Source organism: Pseudoclavibacter chungangensis, assembly GCF_013410545.1.
Lineage (GTDB): Bacteria > Actinomycetota > Actinomycetes > Actinomycetales > Microbacteriaceae > Pseudoclavibacter > Pseudoclavibacter chungangensis.
The window spans coordinates 604,946-621,162 of record NZ_JACCFV010000001.1 but is presented as its reverse complement, the minus strand read 5'-3'; the positions used below and the strand labels follow the sequence as shown (position 1 = coordinate 621,162).

Genomic DNA, 16,217 nt, shown 5'->3' with positions numbered 1-16,217 from the left:
TTTGAGAGCGAGAACGCACCACTATGGAGCAGTCCATCGGGACCTCGAAGGTCCGCGACGTCCACGGACGTCTGATCACAGTCGGAAGGGCCATCCTGGTGGGCTCCGCCGCTGCCGCGCTCGCGCTCGGAGGCCTGTTCGCCGGTGCGATCAGCGCCAACGCGACGCCACCCGCCGAGGGCGGGAGCTCGGCCACGACATCGATCAACACCGCGATCACCTCGCTGCCCGTCGGTGAGTTCGAAGCTACCGCGTGCCTCGGCTCCACGAATATCGATCCCGCGACGGGGCAGGGCTCGACGCCGTGGGGCAAGTCGGCGCTCCTCGTCTCGGGTGAACGACTCACGAACTTCAACGACGGCCACGTCGTCGTGCTCTACGACAACACGGGCTCGACGAACTCGGGCGGCACGCCCCTGTGCGCGGTCAGGTTCGTCGAGGGTGTCGGCGCGGTCTCCACGTGGATGTACTGCACCGACCTCGGCAAGGACTCGTGCGGCCGCACCGGCCGGGACGGTGAACTGCTCGCCGGGAACGGCACCGAGCTGAAGCCGCTCGAGAACCTCGACACGAACCCGAAGCTCTCGGCCGACGACGAGCTGCTCATCTCGTGGATCGTCACGCACGGCTTCACCGACCGCAGCGGCACACACCACGCCGCCACGATCGACTCCTCGACCGATTCGCGCTACAAGGTCTCGCAGGCCGTGTGGTGCATCAGCGACGGCGCCGGCGGCAGCAACTGCCGCGCGAACACCTTCCCCGACGGGTGGCAGGAGAGCACGCTCGAAGAGATGCGCTCGGAGGCGAAGCTCGAGCTCACCTCGCCCGACCAGGGCGCCCACCTCCAGGTCGGCCAGACGACCTCCTTCACGATCGAGACGAACCTGCTGAACCGTCCGCTCGACGTCCAGGTCGAAGGTGCCGAGCCCGGTGATCTGCACGTCGTGAACGGTGCCGCGACGATCGCGGACGGCAAGCTCACGGTGACCGAGTCGCCCGTCACGTTCGAGTACACGCCGACGTCCGAGACCGGCTTCACGGTCGGGGTCGAGGCGCTCGTCCCACGTCCGGACGAGATCAACTGGCACCAGTCGCCCGGTGGCGTCGCCCGCTCGTTCGGCTGCCAGATCTTCTCGACGTTCGACTCGGTCGCGCCCACGCAGCTCGCCGCGGCCGTCGAGGTCGGTTTCGAGGCAGTTCCGGAGGAGACGCCGACCGTGACGCCGACGACGCCCGCCTCGGTCCCGCCCGCCGAGTCGACGCCGCCCGCTTCGAGCACGCCGCCCGCCGCGGCGCCGCCCACCGAGGCCACGCCGACCGCATCCGCGACGATTCCGCCGGCCGTGCCGACGACGACCACGCCGAACGAGTCGCTCGCGACGACCGGTGGCACGTTCGAGGGCGCACCGTTCCTCGTCGGAACGATCGCGGCGCTCGGTGCCGGTTTCGCACTCGTGCTCGTCGCGCGTCGACGCCGCGCGGGTCAGGCCGACTCGGAGTAAGGGGATCGGCCGCACCTTCGGTGCGACGACGAAGCCCGCTGGGCCCGGACGCAAAGCGTCCGGGCCCAGCGGGCTTCGTCGTCCCCTCGCGTCGCACCACGCCCGGGCCCCGGCGAACGGGCGATCGCGGACGCGTGTGGCGCGCCGCGCGCAGCGGACCGCTAGCATGTTCGTGCCAGCCTCTGTAGCTCAATGGAAGAGCAGTTGCGTCCTAAGCAAACGGTTGGGGGTTCGAGTCCCTCCAGGGGCACCGAGGAACCGACCTGTCACGGACGCACGATCGACGAGGTCGACGCTCGTCCCCCGCTCGATGAGCGCCACGGGCGCACCGGCACACTCCCGAGACGAACCCGGTCAGTGCTCACTTCCGGACCCGCCCGGTGATGGCGGCGTGCGGTCGGGCCTCCCGCGCTGTGCCCGAAGCACGACGACGAGGATCACAGCGGCCGCAACGAGCCCGATGACGAACAGCGCGACGGTCACGAGGACGATGAACATGAACACCGGTCGATCATGTCACCCCACTCGGACGGCGCACGTGGCCGGGGCGGGTGTCGACTCCGGCATCACCGTGAGAGGTCGACGACCGTCCGGCCGCGCACGCGCCCCTCGAGGATCTCGACCGCCTTCGCCGGCGTGTCCTCGAGACCGATCGTGGTCGTGAGCGAATCGAGGACGTCCCGATCCAGTTCGGCCGCGATCGCCGCCCAGGCCCGCTCGCGCAGTGCACGCGGCGCATCGACGGAGTTCGCGCCCGTCAGGGTGACGCCGCGCAGGATGAACGGCATGACCGTCGTGGGCAGATCGGCCCCCTGCGCGAGCCCGCACGCCACGACCGTGCCGCCGTAGACCGTCTGCGCGAGCACGTTCGCGAGCGTCGTGCTGCCGACCGAATCGATCGCGCCCGCCCACCGCTGCCGCTGCAGCGGCCCACCGAGCTCATCACCGAGCGCCGCCCGGTCGATCACCTCCGCCGCGCCGAGACCCTGCAGGTACTCGCGCTCCGAGTCCGCACGTCCGGTCGAAGCCACGACGCGGTACCCGCGACCCGCGAGGAGCGAGATCGCGATCGAGCCGACACCGCCCGCCGCTCCCGTGACGAGCACCTCGCCACCGGGCTCGACACCGGCGTCCTCGAGCGCGAGCACGCCGATCATGGCCGTGAAACCGGCCGTCCCGACGGCCGCCGCCTGCCCGGGCGTCAGCCCCTCCGGCAGGGCGACGAGGGCATCCGGCCGGACCCGTGCTCGCGTCGCGAAGCCGCCGAGCCGCGTCTCACCCGCACCGTCACCGTTGAGCACCACGACGTCTCCCGGCTTCCACGCGTCGGACCGGGACGCGGTCACCCGTCCGACGATGTCGATCCCCGGGATCATCGGCCAGGATCGGACGATCCCCCGTCCCGCGAGCGCGAGGCCGTCCTTGTAGTTCAAACTCGACGCGAGGACATCCAGCTCGACATCCCCGTCGAGCAGCTCCGCCTCGTCCACGTCGACGATCCGGGCCGCATCACCCTTCGATTCGATCAGCACCGCGCGCATCACGCCCTCCACTCCCTCATCGGCTCCGCCGGTTCACGGTGGGCCCGACGATACGGGGCCGTCATGCACAACACCCCCACGTCGCCCCCTGAGCGGCACGACGCACCTCTCGCCCCGGCACGGCAGCCCGTCCGCAAGCTCGTTCCACAACCTCATATCGAATTCACAGCCGACGGTGATGCGCTGTCACCGTTCGAGGACTCCTCGGGCACGGTTCCACGCGACAACGGTCGGTGAGTCGACCGCTCAGGTCGGCCGCCCGCGGCTCGGCCCGCAGACGCCCCCACGTCTCCGATCCAGGCATCAACGGATATCCCGTCTGCATTTCCGTCGACGCCGGCGTCCCCCGGCGCCCGGATCACCCGATGCTCAAGGAATCGCCATGAGCCTCTGCACATTCACCGGCTGCGGCCGTGCCCAGTTCGAAGACGGACTCTGCCCTCGCCACTGGCAGCAGCGCCGGGCCGGCTCCCCACTGCAACCCGTCCGGAACCACATGCGCAAGGCCGAGCGCGAACGGCTCCATCCACGCGTTCTCGAACTGCGCGACGAGGGTGTTCCCGCCGAGCGCATCGCCGAGCTCCTGGACCTGCGGATGACGACCGTCCTGGCCTGGCTCCGTGAGCCGCACGAGTCCGCGCACGAGCAAGTGGCGGAGCCCGTCCTGCACGGCGTCACCGCGGACTGACCGCGTCACGGCTCGGGCCGCGACACGACCGCCCGCGTCGTCGCGCGCACGAACGACACCGCACCGTCGGACGGTGCGTTGTCGTTCGTTCGTTCGTGCCAGCGACGACGGGCGACGACACGGCCGCTGCGTGCGCCGTCGAGGCGCCGAGACTGCATCCCGGACCGGCAGCGCTCGGCACGTCGCCCTTCGCAAATGTATCTATCCGTGTATCTATCAACGCATGCAAGGTGTATCCTCGAGGCATGCAGAGCGGATTCGAACTTCCCTGGCGCCGGACGGACGGCGCCCTCGCCGATCGCGCGGCGGCCACCGTCGCGCGCCGGATCGTCACCGGGGAGATCCCGCCGGGTGAGCTCCTCACCGAAGCGCAGGTCGCCGACCTCGCCGGCGCGAGCCGCACGCCCGCTCGCGAGGCCATGCTCCAGCTCGCGAACTGGCGCCTCGTCGAGCTCAAGCCGAAGCGCGGGGCGCTCGTCACGACGATCTCCCCCGCGGTGCGCCGCGATCTGCTCGAAGTGCGGACGATGCTCGAGACCGCCGCGGTCCGCCACCTCGCGGAACGACCGGACGAACAGCGACGCGAACTCGGCGAGCGCCTCTCGGCCTCCCTCGCGCGGCAGACGAGGGCGATCGCCGACGGCGACCACCTCGCGTTCGCGGAGCAGGATCACGCATTCCACGCGACGATCGTCGCGGCCTGGGGCAACGCCGTCGTCGCCGAGACGATGGCGGCGTACGGGCCGCGGCTCGCGCGCCTCATCGCGGACACGGTCACGGAGCACCCCGAGTCGGTCGATCGCTTCGTCGAGGAGCACGCCGCGCTCGCCGCCCTCGCCGAGTCCGGCGACACCGAGGCGTTCTCGAACGCCATCCGGGCGCACGTCCGCGTCGGCCATCTCGTGAGCGAGGTCGCATGAGCACCGCGACCGGAAGCCTCTCGACCGGCACCGTCCCCACCGTCGGCACCGCGCCGCGCGCGTGGCTGCGCCTCGCGCCGTCCGTCTTCATGCTGGCGTGGGGCGGCAACCACTTCACGCCGCTCATCGCGATGTACGAGGGGCTCGGCGGCTACAGCGCCTGGCAGGCGAACCTCCTGCTGAGCACCTATGTCGCGGGTCTCGTCCCGGGCCTGCTCGTCGCCGGCCCGCTCTCCGACCGCTTCGGTCGCCGTTGGGTGTGGCTCGCCGGAATGATCTGCGGGCTCATCGCGAGCGTGATGCTCGCACCGGGGCTCCACCACTACCTCCTGCTGTGCGCCGGGCGCGTCCTCGCGGGTGTCGGCGTCGGCGTCGCGATGTCGGTCGGGACGAGCTGGATGAAGGAGCTGTCGAGCGCCCCGTTCGACACGAAGGCATCGAGCACCGCCGGGGCTCGGCGTCCCTCGCTCACCCTCACACTCGGGTTCGGACTCGGCGCCGGGGTCACGGGGCTTCTCGCCCAGTGGGCCCCCCTGCCCGATGTGCTGCCCTACCTCGTTCACGCGACGCTCTCCGTCGTCGCGCTCGTCCTCGGCCTGTCCGTCCCCGAGACGCACCGCCCCGGCCCGATCCCGTCCCCGGAGGTCGAGCGCCGCCGCCTCATCCCGCTCCACCACCGCTCCCGGTTCCGCGGCATCGTCGTGCCCCTCGCACCGTGGGTGTTCGGCGCGGCGGGCGTGGCCTACGCCGTGCTCCCCGCCGCGGTCGCCGACCGGCTCGGCTCGTACACGACCCTCTACGCGACCCTCCTCACGGTCCTCGCGCTCGGCTCCGGTGCCGTCGTCCAGTCGTTCGTCCCCGCGATCGACGCGCGGGTGCGAGGCGGGGCGAGCTGGCTCGGACTCGCGCTCATGACCCTCGGCATGGGCGCGGCCGCGCTCGCGAGCCTCACCGACTCACCCTTCGCGGCGGCCGCCGTCGCGGTGCTGCTCGGGTGCGCGTACGGCGTGTGCATGGTTGCGGGCCTGCTCGAGATCCAGCGCATCTCCCACCCCGACGACCTCGCGACCCTCACGGGCGTCTACTACTCGCTCGCCTACGCCGGCTTCCTCCTGCCGACCGTCCTCGCGATCCTCCTCCCGAGCATTCCGTACTTCGAATCGCTCGCCGTCGTCACGGGCATCAGCGCGCTGTGCCTCGTCATCGTGATCCGCACGCTGCGACCCCGACGACACCCCGCCGACTGACGTGAGCCGTGGCGGCCGACACAGGTCGGCGCCGGGCAGGGATCACCCCGCCCGGCGCCGTCCTCGTGTACGGACGCCCTCACCGTTCCGCACGGCTCGGCGCAGCGGCCTCACGCCCGGATCCTGACCGGAGGGATGCGATCGCGGCACTCCACCCCGCCAGCGCGATGAGCCACCCGAGGATCGCGCCGCCCGACACGAGCACGCCGAGCGTCCCAACGGACGCGACGGTGACTGCCGTCGCGACGCGCAACCGTCCACCGCGCACCGCCGATCGCGACGAGGGCCCTCGCCGCAGCTCGATCCCTCCCGCGAACGCGACGACGGTCGCGACGGCCACGAGCGACGCGAGGAGCCAGAGCGGGCGCGTCGCCCACCACTCGGACCCGAGCGGGTCGGGCAGGGGCAGCCCCGACGTCGCGAGGAGCCCGGCGAGGCCGAGCAGCGCGAGCATGTGCCACGCGTAGATCGTCATCGCCCGTTCGTTCACGGCACGAACCACGCGCCCGATGCCGCGTCGGCGGGCCAGCCTGCGGAGTGTCGGACGCAGGGCGGCGAAGACGAGGAGCTGCGCGATCCCGACGACGACGAGCACGGCCGACGGCGGGTTGAGCGCGGCGATCAGATCGAACGACCCGACACCCCACGAACACATCGCGAGCGCCACCGCGACCGCCACGACCGCACCGGGGAGCAGCACGTCCCTCGGCACGCGGTCGATCGTGCCGTCGGCGAGCAGGAAGCCGAGCTGTTGGACGAGCAGCCACACGAACAGCAGATTCGCGACCGCGACGATCGGTGGCGCGCCCACGACGCGCAGCACCTCGACGAGTGCGGCGGCTCCGACGAGCACCGCGAACGTCGTCGCCGGGCGAGCCCGGTGCGCCGCGACGGCGAGCGGCACGGCGCACGAACAGAGGAGGTACACCCCGAGGAACCAGAGCGGTTGACTCGCGCGGAATCCCGCCTCGGCCACGAGCGAACCGTCCACGCCCACGATCGAGAGCACCACGAGCAGGACGACGACGGCAGCCGCCGCACCCACGGCGGGGACGAGCAACCGCCGCACGCGATCGGCGACGAACGCCCGCCGACCACCGCCGTCGCGCTCCACGCGGGTCCAGTGCAGGTACCCGCTCGCGCCACCGAGGACGAAGAACAGCGGCATGACCTGGACGAACCAGCTCGCGCTCGCGAATCCGTCCCACCCCTCGAGCGCGTTCCCGACGACGAGGCCTCCCCGGACGACCCCGATACCGACCATCGAGGCGTGCAGCACGACCACGACGAGCAGGCACCACGCCCGTGCCACGTCGATCGAGAGGTCACGATCGTGGCGAACGCGTGGTGACCGCTCGGCCTCTGCCGGCCGGACACGCGACCGAGCGTCGCGCGCTTCGAGAATGGACATGATCGCTCCGTTCCGCGGCCCGCTGCGGACCGACCCGTAGAGTGTCGCGAGGCACACGCCACGACCGCGTCCCTCGCGCGGGCCGAACACCCCCTCCCCCGGTTCCGCCCGCGACCGCGCGAACGTCCGTCCATCGGGAGCGCTCCGGCCGTACCGACGTACGGGGTCGACGGAACGCACGGGGGACGACCGGGTGTCCGAACGGCGGGTACCGTCCCGGAGTTCTCGGAAAGGAGCCCCGCCATGGAGCAACTCGACAACCTCCTCTCGGCACTCGTCACCTCGCCGTTCGTGCCGATCGTCGTCCTCGCACTGTGCGTCGTCGACGGGTTCTTCCCGCCCGTGCCGAGCGAGACCGTCGTCGTCGCGGCGCTCGCGGCGGTGCTCTCGTCCGGTCACGACGGGTTCTGGCTCGTCGCGCTGTTGCTGTTCGTCGCGGCGATGGGCGCATGGTTCGGTGACCTCGTCGCCTTCGCGATCGGCCGACGGATCGGTGGTCGCCGAGCGACCGCGTCCCGGCCCGCCGTGCGCCGGGCGATGGCGTGGGCGGGCAGCCGAATCCGCGAGCGCCCCGCTACGCTCGTGCTCGTCGGCCGCTTCATCCCGGTCGGTCGGGTGGCGGTGAACATGACGGCAGGGGCGACGGGCATGGCGACACGACGATTCGCGTCCCTCGCGCTCATCGGGGGCACCGTGTGGGCGGGAATGTGCCTCGGTATCGCAACCGTCGCCGGTGCCCTGTTCGGCGGTTCCCCCGCCGTCGCGTCGGCTGCGGCGATCCTCGTGTCGCTCCTCGTCGGCCTCGTCGTGGACCGCGTCGCCGCACGCGGTGGACGACCGACGCGGACGACGCGCACCGCACGTCCCGAGGCGATCGCACCGTGAACGCCGTGCAGCGCCTCCGGCGATTCCGGTTCGCGTCGATCGTCCCGTCGCCGCCCGGGTGCCTCGAATGGCTCATCGGCGCAGGCCTCGCCGTCGCACTCGTCAGCGTCAACATCCCGGTCCAGCTCAGCTTCTATCCGACGACGGGCGCGGCCGTCGCGCTGCTCGTCCCGCTCGTCCTCGTACAGGCCGCGACCGTGCCGCTCGTGCTCGTCACGCCACGGGTGGCGGCGGCGCTGCACGGCGTCTCCGTGCTCGGGATCGCGATCGGGAGCACGACCGTGTGGGCGGCCGACGACGGGGCGACGGCCCCCACGAGCCTGCCGTGGCCGAGCGCGTCCTCGTGGACATCGTGGTCGCCGCGAGCGTCTCGGCGACCGTGTTCGCGATCGCGGCGACCGTCACCCAGCTCGTCCAGGCCCGCCGTGACGTCGACCTGGCACGACACGAGAAGGAGGTGCTCGAGGAGGATCGGCGCTGGGACATCGAACGATCCCGGATCGCGCGCGAGATGCACGACGTCGTCGCGCACAGCATGTCGATCGTCCACATGCGCGCGACATCGGCCCGCTACCGGCTGCACGGGATGAGCGACGAGGTCGCGGACGAGTTCGACGGCATCGCGCTCCAGGCCCGCACGGCGCTCGGTGAGATGCGCGGGCTGCTCGGCGTGCTCCGCGAGGGTGCCGAGACGCTCGACGCCCCACAGCCGACGCTTTCCGACCTCCCGGCGCTCGTGGCGGCGACGCGCGACGCGGGGATCGAGGTCCGCACCGTCCTCGGCGGTTCAGCTCGCGCTGTATCGGGTGACGCAGGAATCCCTGAGCAACGTCATCCGGCACGCGGACGGATCGTCGGTCGACATCGCCCTGCGGGCCCTCGACGACGAGCTCGTCCTGACCGTGCGGAATACCCGGCCGTCGACGCCGCGTGGCTCCGCCGACCACGGTGGGCACGGCATCCGCGGCATGATCGAACGCATGGCATCGGTCGACGGTTCACTCGCGCACGGGCCGGATCCCGACGGCGGCTACACCGTGACGGCCCGGGTGCCCCGACGTCCGGCGGCGGGCGCATGAGCATCCGCGTGCTCGTCGTCGACGACCAGCCGATGTTCCGCGCGGGGCTCGTCGCGATCCTCGGCGCTCAACCCGACATCGAGATCGCCGGCGAGGCCGAGGACGGCGAACAGGCACTCGCGCGCACGCGCTCCCTCAAGCCCGACGTCGTGCTCATGGACGTGCGCATGCCGAAACGCAACGGCATCGAGGCGACGGAGGCGATCCTCGGTGACCCGCTCTCGACCCATCGCCCACGGATCGTGATGCTCACGACCTTCGACGTCGACGACTACGTCTTCGCCGCCCTGCGCGCAGGTGCGAGCGGCTTCCTCCTCAAGGACGCCGCTCCCGACGAACTCGTGAACGCGGTCCGCGTCGTGCACGGTGGGGACGCGCTGCTCTCGCCGCGCGTGACGAATCGGCTCGTCCGCGCGTTCACGGATACACCGAAACCTCGCGCGAGCGACACCGCGGCGCTCGCCGCACTCACCGAACGGGAGCTCGAGGTCTTCCGGCTCCTCGCAGCGGGGCGCTCGAACGCCGAGATCGCGGCCACGCTGTTCATCGCGGAGCAGACGACGAAATCGCACGTGAGCAGGATCCTGACGAAGCTCGGCCTGCGCGATCGCGTGCATGCGGTCGTCCCCGCCTACGAATCGGGCGTCGTCGTGCCCGGCGCCGGTGACGACCCCCGGCACCGCTGACCGGACGAGCCGGGCACGCCGTCATCGGCGTGTTTCGGCATCGACGGTGGCCCCCGCGATCCGGACGCCGCATGACGTCGTCCACACGAGCGACGGAAGGAGTGAGGGTACCCTCACATGACACGTTCGAAGGAGTCCAATTGGCACGCGAGCACAAGCGAAACCGATCCGTCACGAGGGCCGTGGTCCTTCGCACCGAGCAACTGAGCCCCGAACTCATCCGCGTCGTCTTCACGGGCGACGGCCTCCGTTCGCTCCCCGAGCTCACGCTCACCGACCACTACGTGAAGCTGCTCTACCCGCCGGCAGGCGCGGCGTACACCTCACCGTTCGATCCCGAGGTGCTCCAGGAGACTCTGCCGCGCGAGCAGTGGCCGGTGACGCGCACCTACACGATCCGGTCGTACGACCCCGAGACCAACGAGCTCGCGATCGACTTCGTCGTGCACGGCGACGAGGGGCTCGCGGGGCCGTGGGCTGCGGCCGCACGGCCCGGCGACGAGCTCGGCTTCTACGGCCCCGGCGGAGGCTACGCCCCCGACCCCGAGGCCCCGTATCACCTGCTCGCGGGCGACGAGTCGGCCCTGCCGGCGATCGCGGCGGCGCTCGATGTTCTCCCCGACGACACCGACGCCGACGTGTTCGTCGAGGTCGCCGGGCCAGAGGGCGAGATCCCGGTGCGAACCACCGAGCGCACGCGACTCCACTGGATCCACCGCGGTGACCGCCCGTACGGTGTCCCCCTCGCCGACGCCGTCCGCAGCGTCCAGTTGCCCGAGGGCCGACGTTCGGTGTTCGTCCACGGCAACGCCGACATGATCAAGGTGCTCCGGCGGTGGTTCTACGTCGACCAGGGGCTCGAGCGGGCACAGGCCTCGATCTCCGGCTACTGGCGCACGAACCTCACCGAGGACGTCTGGCAGGCGTCGAAGCGCGAGTTCGTCGAATCGATGGACGCCGAGGAGGCCGCGGCCGGCGCGACCGCGTGATCGCCCGCGTGGTGGTGGGCCGGCCCGCCACCACGCGCGTCAGCGTTCGCCGCGCCTCAGGAACCAGTTCACCACGCCCGCGAGCGCGACGATCGCCGCCGCCACGAGCGGCGACCACAGCGCGGCCGTCCACCCCATGGACCCGGCCACGATCCCCACGACGGCCGCGGCGGCCGACTGGCCGACGATGATGGCGGCGCCCGCGATCGTCATGCCCGTCGCCGAGCGACCGCGCGGTGTCCGGGCCGCGACGAGCCCGAACGCCGTGACGAGCGTGGGCCCGACACCGATCCCCATGATCGCGAGCGCGAGCAGCATGACCGGCACCGAGCGGGCCCCGACCGCCACGACCGCGCCGATGACGAGAAACACCGCGAACACGAGCCAGCGGGCCCGCATCGTGAATCGCGGCGGGAAGAGTGCCGCCGCGAGCGCGAGCGCCGCCGAACCGATGCCCATGACGCCGTAGAGCAGACCGGCCTGCTCGGGCTCCCCGAGCTCGGTCATGAACGACGTCAGGGAGGTCAGCGTCGTGCCGAAGAACACCCCGACGCCGAACACGCCGACGAACAGGACGAGCAGGCGCGGTCGCAGGAGCTCGACGAGCGGCGCCGGTCGTGGCGCCGCTGCGTTCGCGCGATTCGCGGTGCGCGCCGTCGGGTGCAGGGCGAACGCGGTCACGAAGAAGAGCGTGAGGACGGAGGCGCCGATGACGGGTGCCGCGGGTGACAGGGTCGTGGCGAGCAGCCCGACGAGCACCGGGCCGAACACGAACACGATCTCGTCCGCGGCCGACTCGTACGCCATCGTTCCGTCGAGGACTCGCGCACGCCGTGAGGCGGGAAGGCGCGAGGTGATGATGCCCACGAGCCGGCTCCGCGACATCGGTGACACCTGGGGTGCGGTCGCGCCGACGAAGAACGCGGTCGCGAGAACGGCCGCGTCGGGCAGCGGGCTGTAGACGACGAGCGCCATCGCCAGCAGGGCGAGGCTGTTGCCGATGCCCGCGACGAGCATGACCGGTCGCTGACCGAAGCGGTCCGCGGCCATGCCGAGGAACGGTCCGGCGAGGGCCGACCCGAGACCGACCATGGCGGAGTTCAGACCGCCGAGCGCGATGGACTCCCGGCCCGCGACGACGAGGGTCAGCACGCCGACGACCATCATCGAGAACGGCAGACGGGCGACGAGCGCGATGGGGAAGTACCCGGCGCCGGCCTCGCCGACGAGGCTCGTGGGCTTCTCCTGGATCACGGACATGAAGGCTCCCTGCTCCGCGGCGGACGCGGCGTTCACGTGCCGCCTTGGTCACCGATCGGGAGCCAGGTAGATACACCGGACTTGACGGGCGCCGTCCACGGGCGCCGAGGGGAGATTCTACCTGCGCCACCCGAACGGCGCGAGCCGCCCTGTTCTCCCCACGCACCCGGACGACGAGTTGTCCACAGGTGGCGCACCGCGCTCGCCCCGCCGCCGAACCCGCGATCTACGGTGCTCCACACGAGATCGGAGCATGAATGACCCATACACACGCACACACGTCCCGACCCAACTCACCGCACGGCTCGGAGGTCGAGGCATGAGCGCCGTCCCGGTCGCCGTCGCGGGCGCGAAGCTCGTCGCGGCGGAACTCACGAGCCGCTACCTCGTGCCGAAGCTCATCGAACGCATCGAGCGCATCCTGTCGCGCACGAGCGCGGCACGTGATCGGTTCACCGAGCGGGCCGGGGCATCGCCGGAGGCCTACTTCTTCGGTGCCGACGATCCGGCCGACGCGACCCGCTCCGCCGCCGAGCAGCTCGGCGGGCGCGACGACCTCGTGGTCCTGGGCGCCGAGCAGTTCGGCCCGCTCCTCGCGGAGGCGCAGCGCCGGTTCCGGGAGCACCGGCAATCGGTGCATGCGGGTATCGACGGGGTGCTCGATCGCGAGGAGCAGGCGTTCCTCGCCGATTGCCGCGCCCAGTTCCTCGGCGCCGCCACCGAGCAGGTCGCCGCGCGCGGCGCGTCGACGGTGGTCAACGTGTCGGGCACCGACCCGGATCAGGTGACACGGATCGTCGAACGCTTCGTCGAGAAGGGCTACCGCGTCGATGTGCGCATCGAGTCCGAGGCGCAGGCCGCGGCGGCACGCGAAGGTGTCGACCGCGCTCACGCCCACGACCACGCCTCGGCCGGGACCGACCGCGCAACCACCGGAGCTGCCGACGGCCGGCACCTCGACGAGCCGAGCGCGGATGCCTCGACGCGCGGTGACGGGACCGGTGCAGGGACTCGCGATACCGCAGAACGCGATGCGAGCGAATCCGCGAGCGACGGCTCCGCCGCACCCGAGCGGGCACGGGATTCCGAGGAACGCACCACCGCGGAGCGCGCCGACGCTCCCGAGCCACCGGACCGGGCGACGGGCGCCCCCGAGCAGGCGAACCGTGGGCGGTCCGGCACCGGGCGCGACGCGTCGTCGGCGACGACGCAGGAGGCGGAACGCACCGGGGCCGACGCCACCTCGGCGACGGCCGAGCCCACGTCCGCGAAGGGGTCCGGCACGCGGACGACGCGGAGCACGTCCGCCCGATCACGCAAGCCCACGTCGAAATCGCGATCGGCTTCCCGCGACGCGGCCGCCGAGCACTCCGCCTCACGAACATCGACGAACGAGGCGACACCGTCGGCCGATTCGTCGAAGGCGACGACGAATGCGACGAAGTCGACCCGGGGATCGAAGACGCGCACGAAGACGACGTCCTCGCCGTCGGCCGAGGCGTCGTCCGCGAAGAAGACCAATCGGTCGAACGCCCGTCCGTCGTCGCGTCGCACGACGGCCGAGAAGGGATCATCGAGCACGGCACCCGCCTCGACGGAGGTCGACGGGACGTCCACCCGGTCGTCGCGGGCCACGGCCACGTCCTCCCGGACGACCGAGCGCGCATCCGCGACCCGCTCACCGGCGGCACCGCGGTCGACGGGCACACCGGCACTGCAGCGCTGACCCCTCACGGGACGGCACGAACAGGGGCGCCGGGCAGCGATGCTCCGGCGCCCCACGCCGAGATCGCACCACGGGCCGGGCCGGCACCGTCGGCGCCGCTCCGAGCCGGCGCTGTCGGCCGTCGTCCCGTGCCGGCGAACCGCGAGTCCGGCCATCGGCCGGCTCAGCGCTCGGCGAGCTGCCGCCGTTCGGCCATCGCCGCCTTCTTCGCGCGGTTCCCGCACGTGTTCATGGAGCACCATCGACGGTTCGTGGCAGGGCTCATATCCAGGAACAGCCCCCGGCACGACGGATCCGCGCACACCGAGACGAGCTCCGCGAAGGCTCCCGCGACGGATCCGATCGCATCCTGCGCGATCACGCCGAGCGCATCGATCACCGGCCGCCGCCCGCCCGACACGAGCGCCGCGACGCCGTCCCGCAGCTCCACGTAGGCCCTCCCCCGACGCGAGGCGGCGTTGAGTGCCTCCACATCGACCGGATCCGGGGCCCCCCGCTGCGCGACGGTCGCCCCCACCCGGTACACGACCTCTCGCAGTGCCTGCGCAGCGCGCAGCTCGGCCCGGGTCGGCACGGCCTCGTCGAAACGGAGGCCATTCGCCTCGAGCCACTGCCCGAACCGCTCGGGGGTCGGGAGCCGTTCGACGCGGTCACCGAAGCGTTCGGCGAGCGTCTCGGTGAACCGGAACGCGAGCACATCGTTGTCCATCCGGAACGCCGGCTCCCCACGCACCGTGCCCACCGCACCGCCTCCTCGCGCAACTCACACGAACCCCGCCAGGGCTCGACGATACCGTTTCGACGAGCCCGACGCCGCCGCGCGCGACCCGGGCGAGCCCGCCGCCCACGAAGGTCCCCCACCCCGCGCGACCGATCATCCGAGAGGACCACGTGATGAGGATCTCCGTCGCCGGACAGGGCGAACAGCGCACGACGCCCGAGGAGGCGGTCCTGCACCTCGGTGTCGGCTTCGACGGGACGACACGCGAATCGGTGCTCAGGGACACGACCGACGTGCACGAGCGGATCTCGGCGAAGGCCGAGCACGCCGTCGACTCCGGTGCCGTGCGGGTGTGGCACGCCCAGACTGTTCGCGTCGAACCCTACGAACGGCGCCCGGACGAGAGCAGCGACCCCGAGGTCCGCTATCGCTCCAACGCCGATCTCTGGATCACATTCACCGACGTCGACGCGCTCGGCGAGTGGATCGTCGAGATCGGGAACACGACCGGCGCCTCGATCGCCGGCGTCACGTGGAAGCTGACGGACGAGACGGAAACCCGCCTCACCGATCGGGCGCGCGAGCTCGCCGTCGAGGACGCGATCAAGCGCGCCGCGACGTACGCGAAGGCAGCCGGCCGCTCCGCGTCGCCGGCCCTCGTCGGGCTCTACGAACCCGGTCTGCGCCCCGCGGGCGGGGCAGGGCCGGACGGTGCGGAACCGGCCACGATGCTCCGCGGACGAGCAGCGGGCGCACCGCAACCGGTACTCACGCTCACCCCCGCGGACATCACGGTCCGCGCGTCCGTCACGGCCGACTTCGACGTCGCCTGACGGTCACGACGGAACCGGTACCCCGACGGAACCGGTGCCCGCCGCGCGAGCATCAACCGATCGACACCCACACCGCATCGGTCGCCGTCGAGCCGAGCGCGACGGGTGCGCCGTCGCCGATGCGCACGTCGAGCGCCCCGGAGTACGGTGCCCCCGGCTCGACGCCGAGGCGCACCCCGACACCGACACCGAGTTCCGCGAAGTATTGCAGGAGCGCCGGATCGTCGTCCGCGATCCGCTCCACCACGACTGCCGTTCCCGGCGCCACCTCCGTCAGCCGCTGCGCGCGCGGGGCGGTCACGACGCCCGCGGCGGACGGGATCGGATCGCCGTGCGGGTCGCGCTCGGGGTGGCCGAGCACCTCGTCGATGCGGTCGACGAGGAAGTCGGAGACCGCGTGCTCCAGGCGCTCGGCCTCGTCGTGCACCTGATCCCAGCGGAACCCGAGGGCCGAGACGAGGAACGTCTCGATGAGCCGGTGCCTGCGCACCATCGCGACCGCATGACGCTCGCCGACCGTCGTGAGCGTCACGGCACCGTACTTCGCGTGCTCGACGAGCCCCTGTTCGCCGAGCTTGCGAACCGCATCCGACACGGTCGAGAGCCGGAGCCCGGATTTCTCGGCGATCGCCGAGGTCGTCACGGGACCGTCCGTCCACTCGCTGAGCGCCCAGATCACCTTGAGGTAGTTCTGGTTGCTCGGCGAGAGGTCGTCCACGGACATGC

Annotated in this window: 16 protein-coding genes, 1 tRNA gene and 1 pseudogene; 12 read left to right on the top strand and 6 right to left on the bottom strand. The window is 71.8% G+C overall.

Going from position 1 to position 16,217, the window contains the following annotated elements; translation table 11 throughout:
• The first annotated feature begins 23 nt into the window (after positions 1 to 23).
• Both HNR16_RS02710 and HNR16_RS02705 read left to right on the top strand, forming a co-directional pair.
• The gene (locus HNR16_RS02710; RefSeq protein WP_158039499.1) at positions 24 to 1,505 is read left to right on the top strand and encodes a thioester domain-containing protein; all 1,482 of its coding nucleotides are present in this window, start codon (positions 24 to 26) and stop codon (positions 1,503 to 1,505) included.
• Positions 1,506 to 1,683: 178 nt separating this feature from the next.
• Positions 1,684 to 1,755 (top strand) — tRNA-Arg (locus tag HNR16_RS02705).
• A gap of 104 nt (positions 1,756 to 1,859) precedes the next feature.
• On the opposite strand, the gene HNR16_RS02700 is transcribed toward HNR16_RS02705, so the two are convergent.
• On the bottom strand, positions 1,860 to 2,009 hold the full coding sequence (locus tag HNR16_RS02700) for a hypothetical protein (RefSeq protein ID WP_179558061.1): 150 nt from the start codon (positions 2,007 to 2,009) through the stop codon (positions 1,860 to 1,862).
• Between the two features lie 62 nt (positions 2,010 to 2,071).
• Complete coding sequence (locus tag HNR16_RS02695) at positions 2,072 to 3,046, bottom strand: MDR family oxidoreductase (RefSeq protein ID WP_158039498.1); 975 nt, start codon at positions 3,044 to 3,046, stop codon at positions 2,072 to 2,074.
• Between the two features lie 382 nt (positions 3,047 to 3,428).
• Between HNR16_RS02695 and HNR16_RS02690 the strand changes: the two genes are divergently transcribed.
• The 3 genes from HNR16_RS02690 to HNR16_RS02680 all read left to right on the top strand — a co-directional run bounded on the left by HNR16_RS02690 (position 3,429) and on the right by HNR16_RS02680 (position 5,901).
• A complete protein-coding gene (locus HNR16_RS02690) occupies positions 3,429 to 3,734 on the top strand; it encodes a hypothetical protein (RefSeq protein ID WP_158039497.1) in 306 nt (101 codons plus the stop codon).
• 245 nt (positions 3,735 to 3,979) lie between these two features.
• The gene (locus tag HNR16_RS02685) at positions 3,980 to 4,654 is read left to right on the top strand and encodes a GntR family transcriptional regulator (RefSeq protein ID WP_158039496.1); all 675 of its coding nucleotides are present in this window, start codon (positions 3,980 to 3,982) and stop codon (positions 4,652 to 4,654) included.
• On the top strand, positions 4,651 to 5,901 hold the full coding sequence (locus HNR16_RS02680) for an MFS transporter (RefSeq protein WP_158039495.1): 1,251 nt from the start codon (positions 4,651 to 4,653) through the stop codon (positions 5,899 to 5,901). The genes HNR16_RS02685 and HNR16_RS02680 overlap by 4 nt, the downstream gene beginning before the upstream one ends.
• Before the next feature lie 79 nt (positions 5,902 to 5,980).
• Here HNR16_RS02680 and HNR16_RS02675 read toward each other — a convergent pair whose 3' ends face one another.
• Positions 5,981 to 7,312, bottom strand: coding sequence for an acyltransferase family protein (locus tag HNR16_RS02675; protein ID WP_158039494.1), 1,332 nt, complete (start codon positions 7,310 to 7,312; stop codon positions 5,981 to 5,983).
• Between the two features lie 243 nt (positions 7,313 to 7,555).
• On the opposite strand from HNR16_RS02675, the gene HNR16_RS02670 reads away from it, so the two are divergent.
• From HNR16_RS02670 to HNR16_RS02660, 5 genes and pseudogenes are all read left to right on the top strand, one after another.
• A complete protein-coding gene (locus HNR16_RS02670; protein ID WP_158039493.1) occupies positions 7,556 to 8,197 on the top strand; it encodes a DedA family protein in 642 nt (213 codons plus the stop codon).
• A 67-nt stretch (positions 8,198 to 8,264) separates the two neighbouring features.
• Positions 8,265 to 8,873 (top strand): annotated as a pseudogene (locus HNR16_RS18970) (histidine kinase); the annotation flags it as partial.
• Positions 8,845 to 9,276 carry a sensor histidine kinase gene (locus tag HNR16_RS18965; RefSeq protein WP_377700640.1) on the top strand — a complete coding sequence of 144 codons (432 nt, stop codon included), beginning with the start codon at positions 8,845 to 8,847 and terminating at the stop codon, positions 9,274 to 9,276. The pseudogene HNR16_RS18970 and the gene HNR16_RS18965, both read left to right, overlap by 29 nt.
• Entirely contained in the window at positions 9,273 to 9,962 is a 690-nt protein-coding gene (locus HNR16_RS18960; protein ID WP_225737758.1) for a response regulator, read from the top strand. The genes HNR16_RS18965 and HNR16_RS18960 overlap by 4 nt, the downstream gene beginning before the upstream one ends.
• 182 nt (positions 9,963 to 10,144) lie before the next feature.
• A complete protein-coding gene (locus HNR16_RS02660) occupies positions 10,145 to 10,951 on the top strand; it encodes a siderophore-interacting protein (protein ID WP_225737754.1) in 807 nt (268 codons plus the stop codon).
• Between the two features lie 39 nt (positions 10,952 to 10,990).
• On the opposite strand, the gene HNR16_RS02655 is transcribed toward HNR16_RS02660, so the two are convergent.
• Positions 10,991 to 12,211 (bottom strand): MFS transporter, encoded by a 1,221-nt coding sequence (locus HNR16_RS02655; protein WP_158039490.1) that lies wholly within the window; start codon positions 12,209 to 12,211, stop codon positions 10,991 to 10,993.
• Positions 12,212 to 12,530: 319 nt separating this feature from the next.
• On the opposite strand from HNR16_RS02655, the gene HNR16_RS02650 reads away from it, so the two are divergent.
• Positions 12,531 to 13,937 carry a hypothetical protein gene (locus HNR16_RS02650; RefSeq protein WP_158039489.1) on the top strand — a complete coding sequence of 469 codons (1,407 nt, stop codon included), beginning with the start codon at positions 12,531 to 12,533 and terminating at the stop codon, positions 13,935 to 13,937.
• A 163-nt stretch (positions 13,938 to 14,100) separates the two neighbouring features.
• On the opposite strand, the gene HNR16_RS02645 is transcribed toward HNR16_RS02650, so the two are convergent.
• A complete protein-coding gene (locus HNR16_RS02645; RefSeq protein WP_218868366.1) occupies positions 14,101 to 14,679 on the bottom strand; it encodes a CGNR zinc finger domain-containing protein in 579 nt (192 codons plus the stop codon).
• 152 nt (positions 14,680 to 14,831) lie between these two features.
• Here HNR16_RS02645 and HNR16_RS02640 point away from each other — a divergent pair, with 152 nt between their 5' ends.
• Entirely contained in the window at positions 14,832 to 15,491 is a 660-nt protein-coding gene (locus HNR16_RS02640; RefSeq protein ID WP_158039488.1) for an SIMPL domain-containing protein, read from the top strand.
• Between the two features lie 52 nt (positions 15,492 to 15,543).
• Here HNR16_RS02640 and HNR16_RS02635 read toward each other — a convergent pair whose 3' ends face one another.
• A complete protein-coding gene (locus tag HNR16_RS02635; protein ID WP_158039487.1) occupies positions 15,544 to 16,215 on the bottom strand; it encodes a metal-dependent transcriptional regulator in 672 nt (223 codons plus the stop codon).
• Positions 16,216 to 16,217 lie beyond the last annotated feature (2 nt).

Coding starts and splice junctions, on each gene's coding strand:
- HNR16_RS02655 (WP_158039490.1), bottom strand. CDS start 12,211: ATGTCCGTGATCCAGGAGAAGCCCACGAGCCTCGTCGGCGAGGCCGGC.
- HNR16_RS18960 (WP_225737758.1), top strand. CDS start 9,273: ATGAGCATCCGCGTGCTCGTCGTCGACGACCAGCCGATGTTCCGCGCG.
- HNR16_RS02710 (WP_158039499.1), top strand. CDS start 24: ATGGAGCAGTCCATCGGGACCTCGAAGGTCCGCGACGTCCACGGACGT.
- HNR16_RS02695 (WP_158039498.1), bottom strand. CDS start 3,046: ATGCGCGCGGTGCTGATCGAATCGAAGGGTGATGCGGCCCGGATCGTC.
- HNR16_RS02685 (WP_158039496.1), top strand. CDS start 3,980: ATGCAGAGCGGATTCGAACTTCCCTGGCGCCGGACGGACGGCGCCCTC.
- HNR16_RS02650 (WP_158039489.1), top strand. CDS start 12,531: ATGAGCGCCGTCCCGGTCGCCGTCGCGGGCGCGAAGCTCGTCGCGGCG.
- HNR16_RS02675 (WP_158039494.1), bottom strand. CDS start 7,312: ATGTCCATTCTCGAAGCGCGCGACGCTCGGTCGCGTGTCCGGCCGGCA.
- HNR16_RS02680 (WP_158039495.1), top strand. CDS start 4,651: ATGAGCACCGCGACCGGAAGCCTCTCGACCGGCACCGTCCCCACCGTC.
- HNR16_RS02635 (WP_158039487.1), bottom strand. CDS start 16,215: ATGTCCGTGGACGACCTCTCGCCGAGCAACCAGAACTACCTCAAGGTG.
- HNR16_RS02690 (WP_158039497.1), top strand. CDS start 3,429: ATGAGCCTCTGCACATTCACCGGCTGCGGCCGTGCCCAGTTCGAAGAC.
- HNR16_RS02670 (WP_158039493.1), top strand. CDS start 7,556: ATGGAGCAACTCGACAACCTCCTCTCGGCACTCGTCACCTCGCCGTTC.
- HNR16_RS02640 (WP_158039488.1), top strand. CDS start 14,832: ATGAGGATCTCCGTCGCCGGACAGGGCGAACAGCGCACGACGCCCGAG.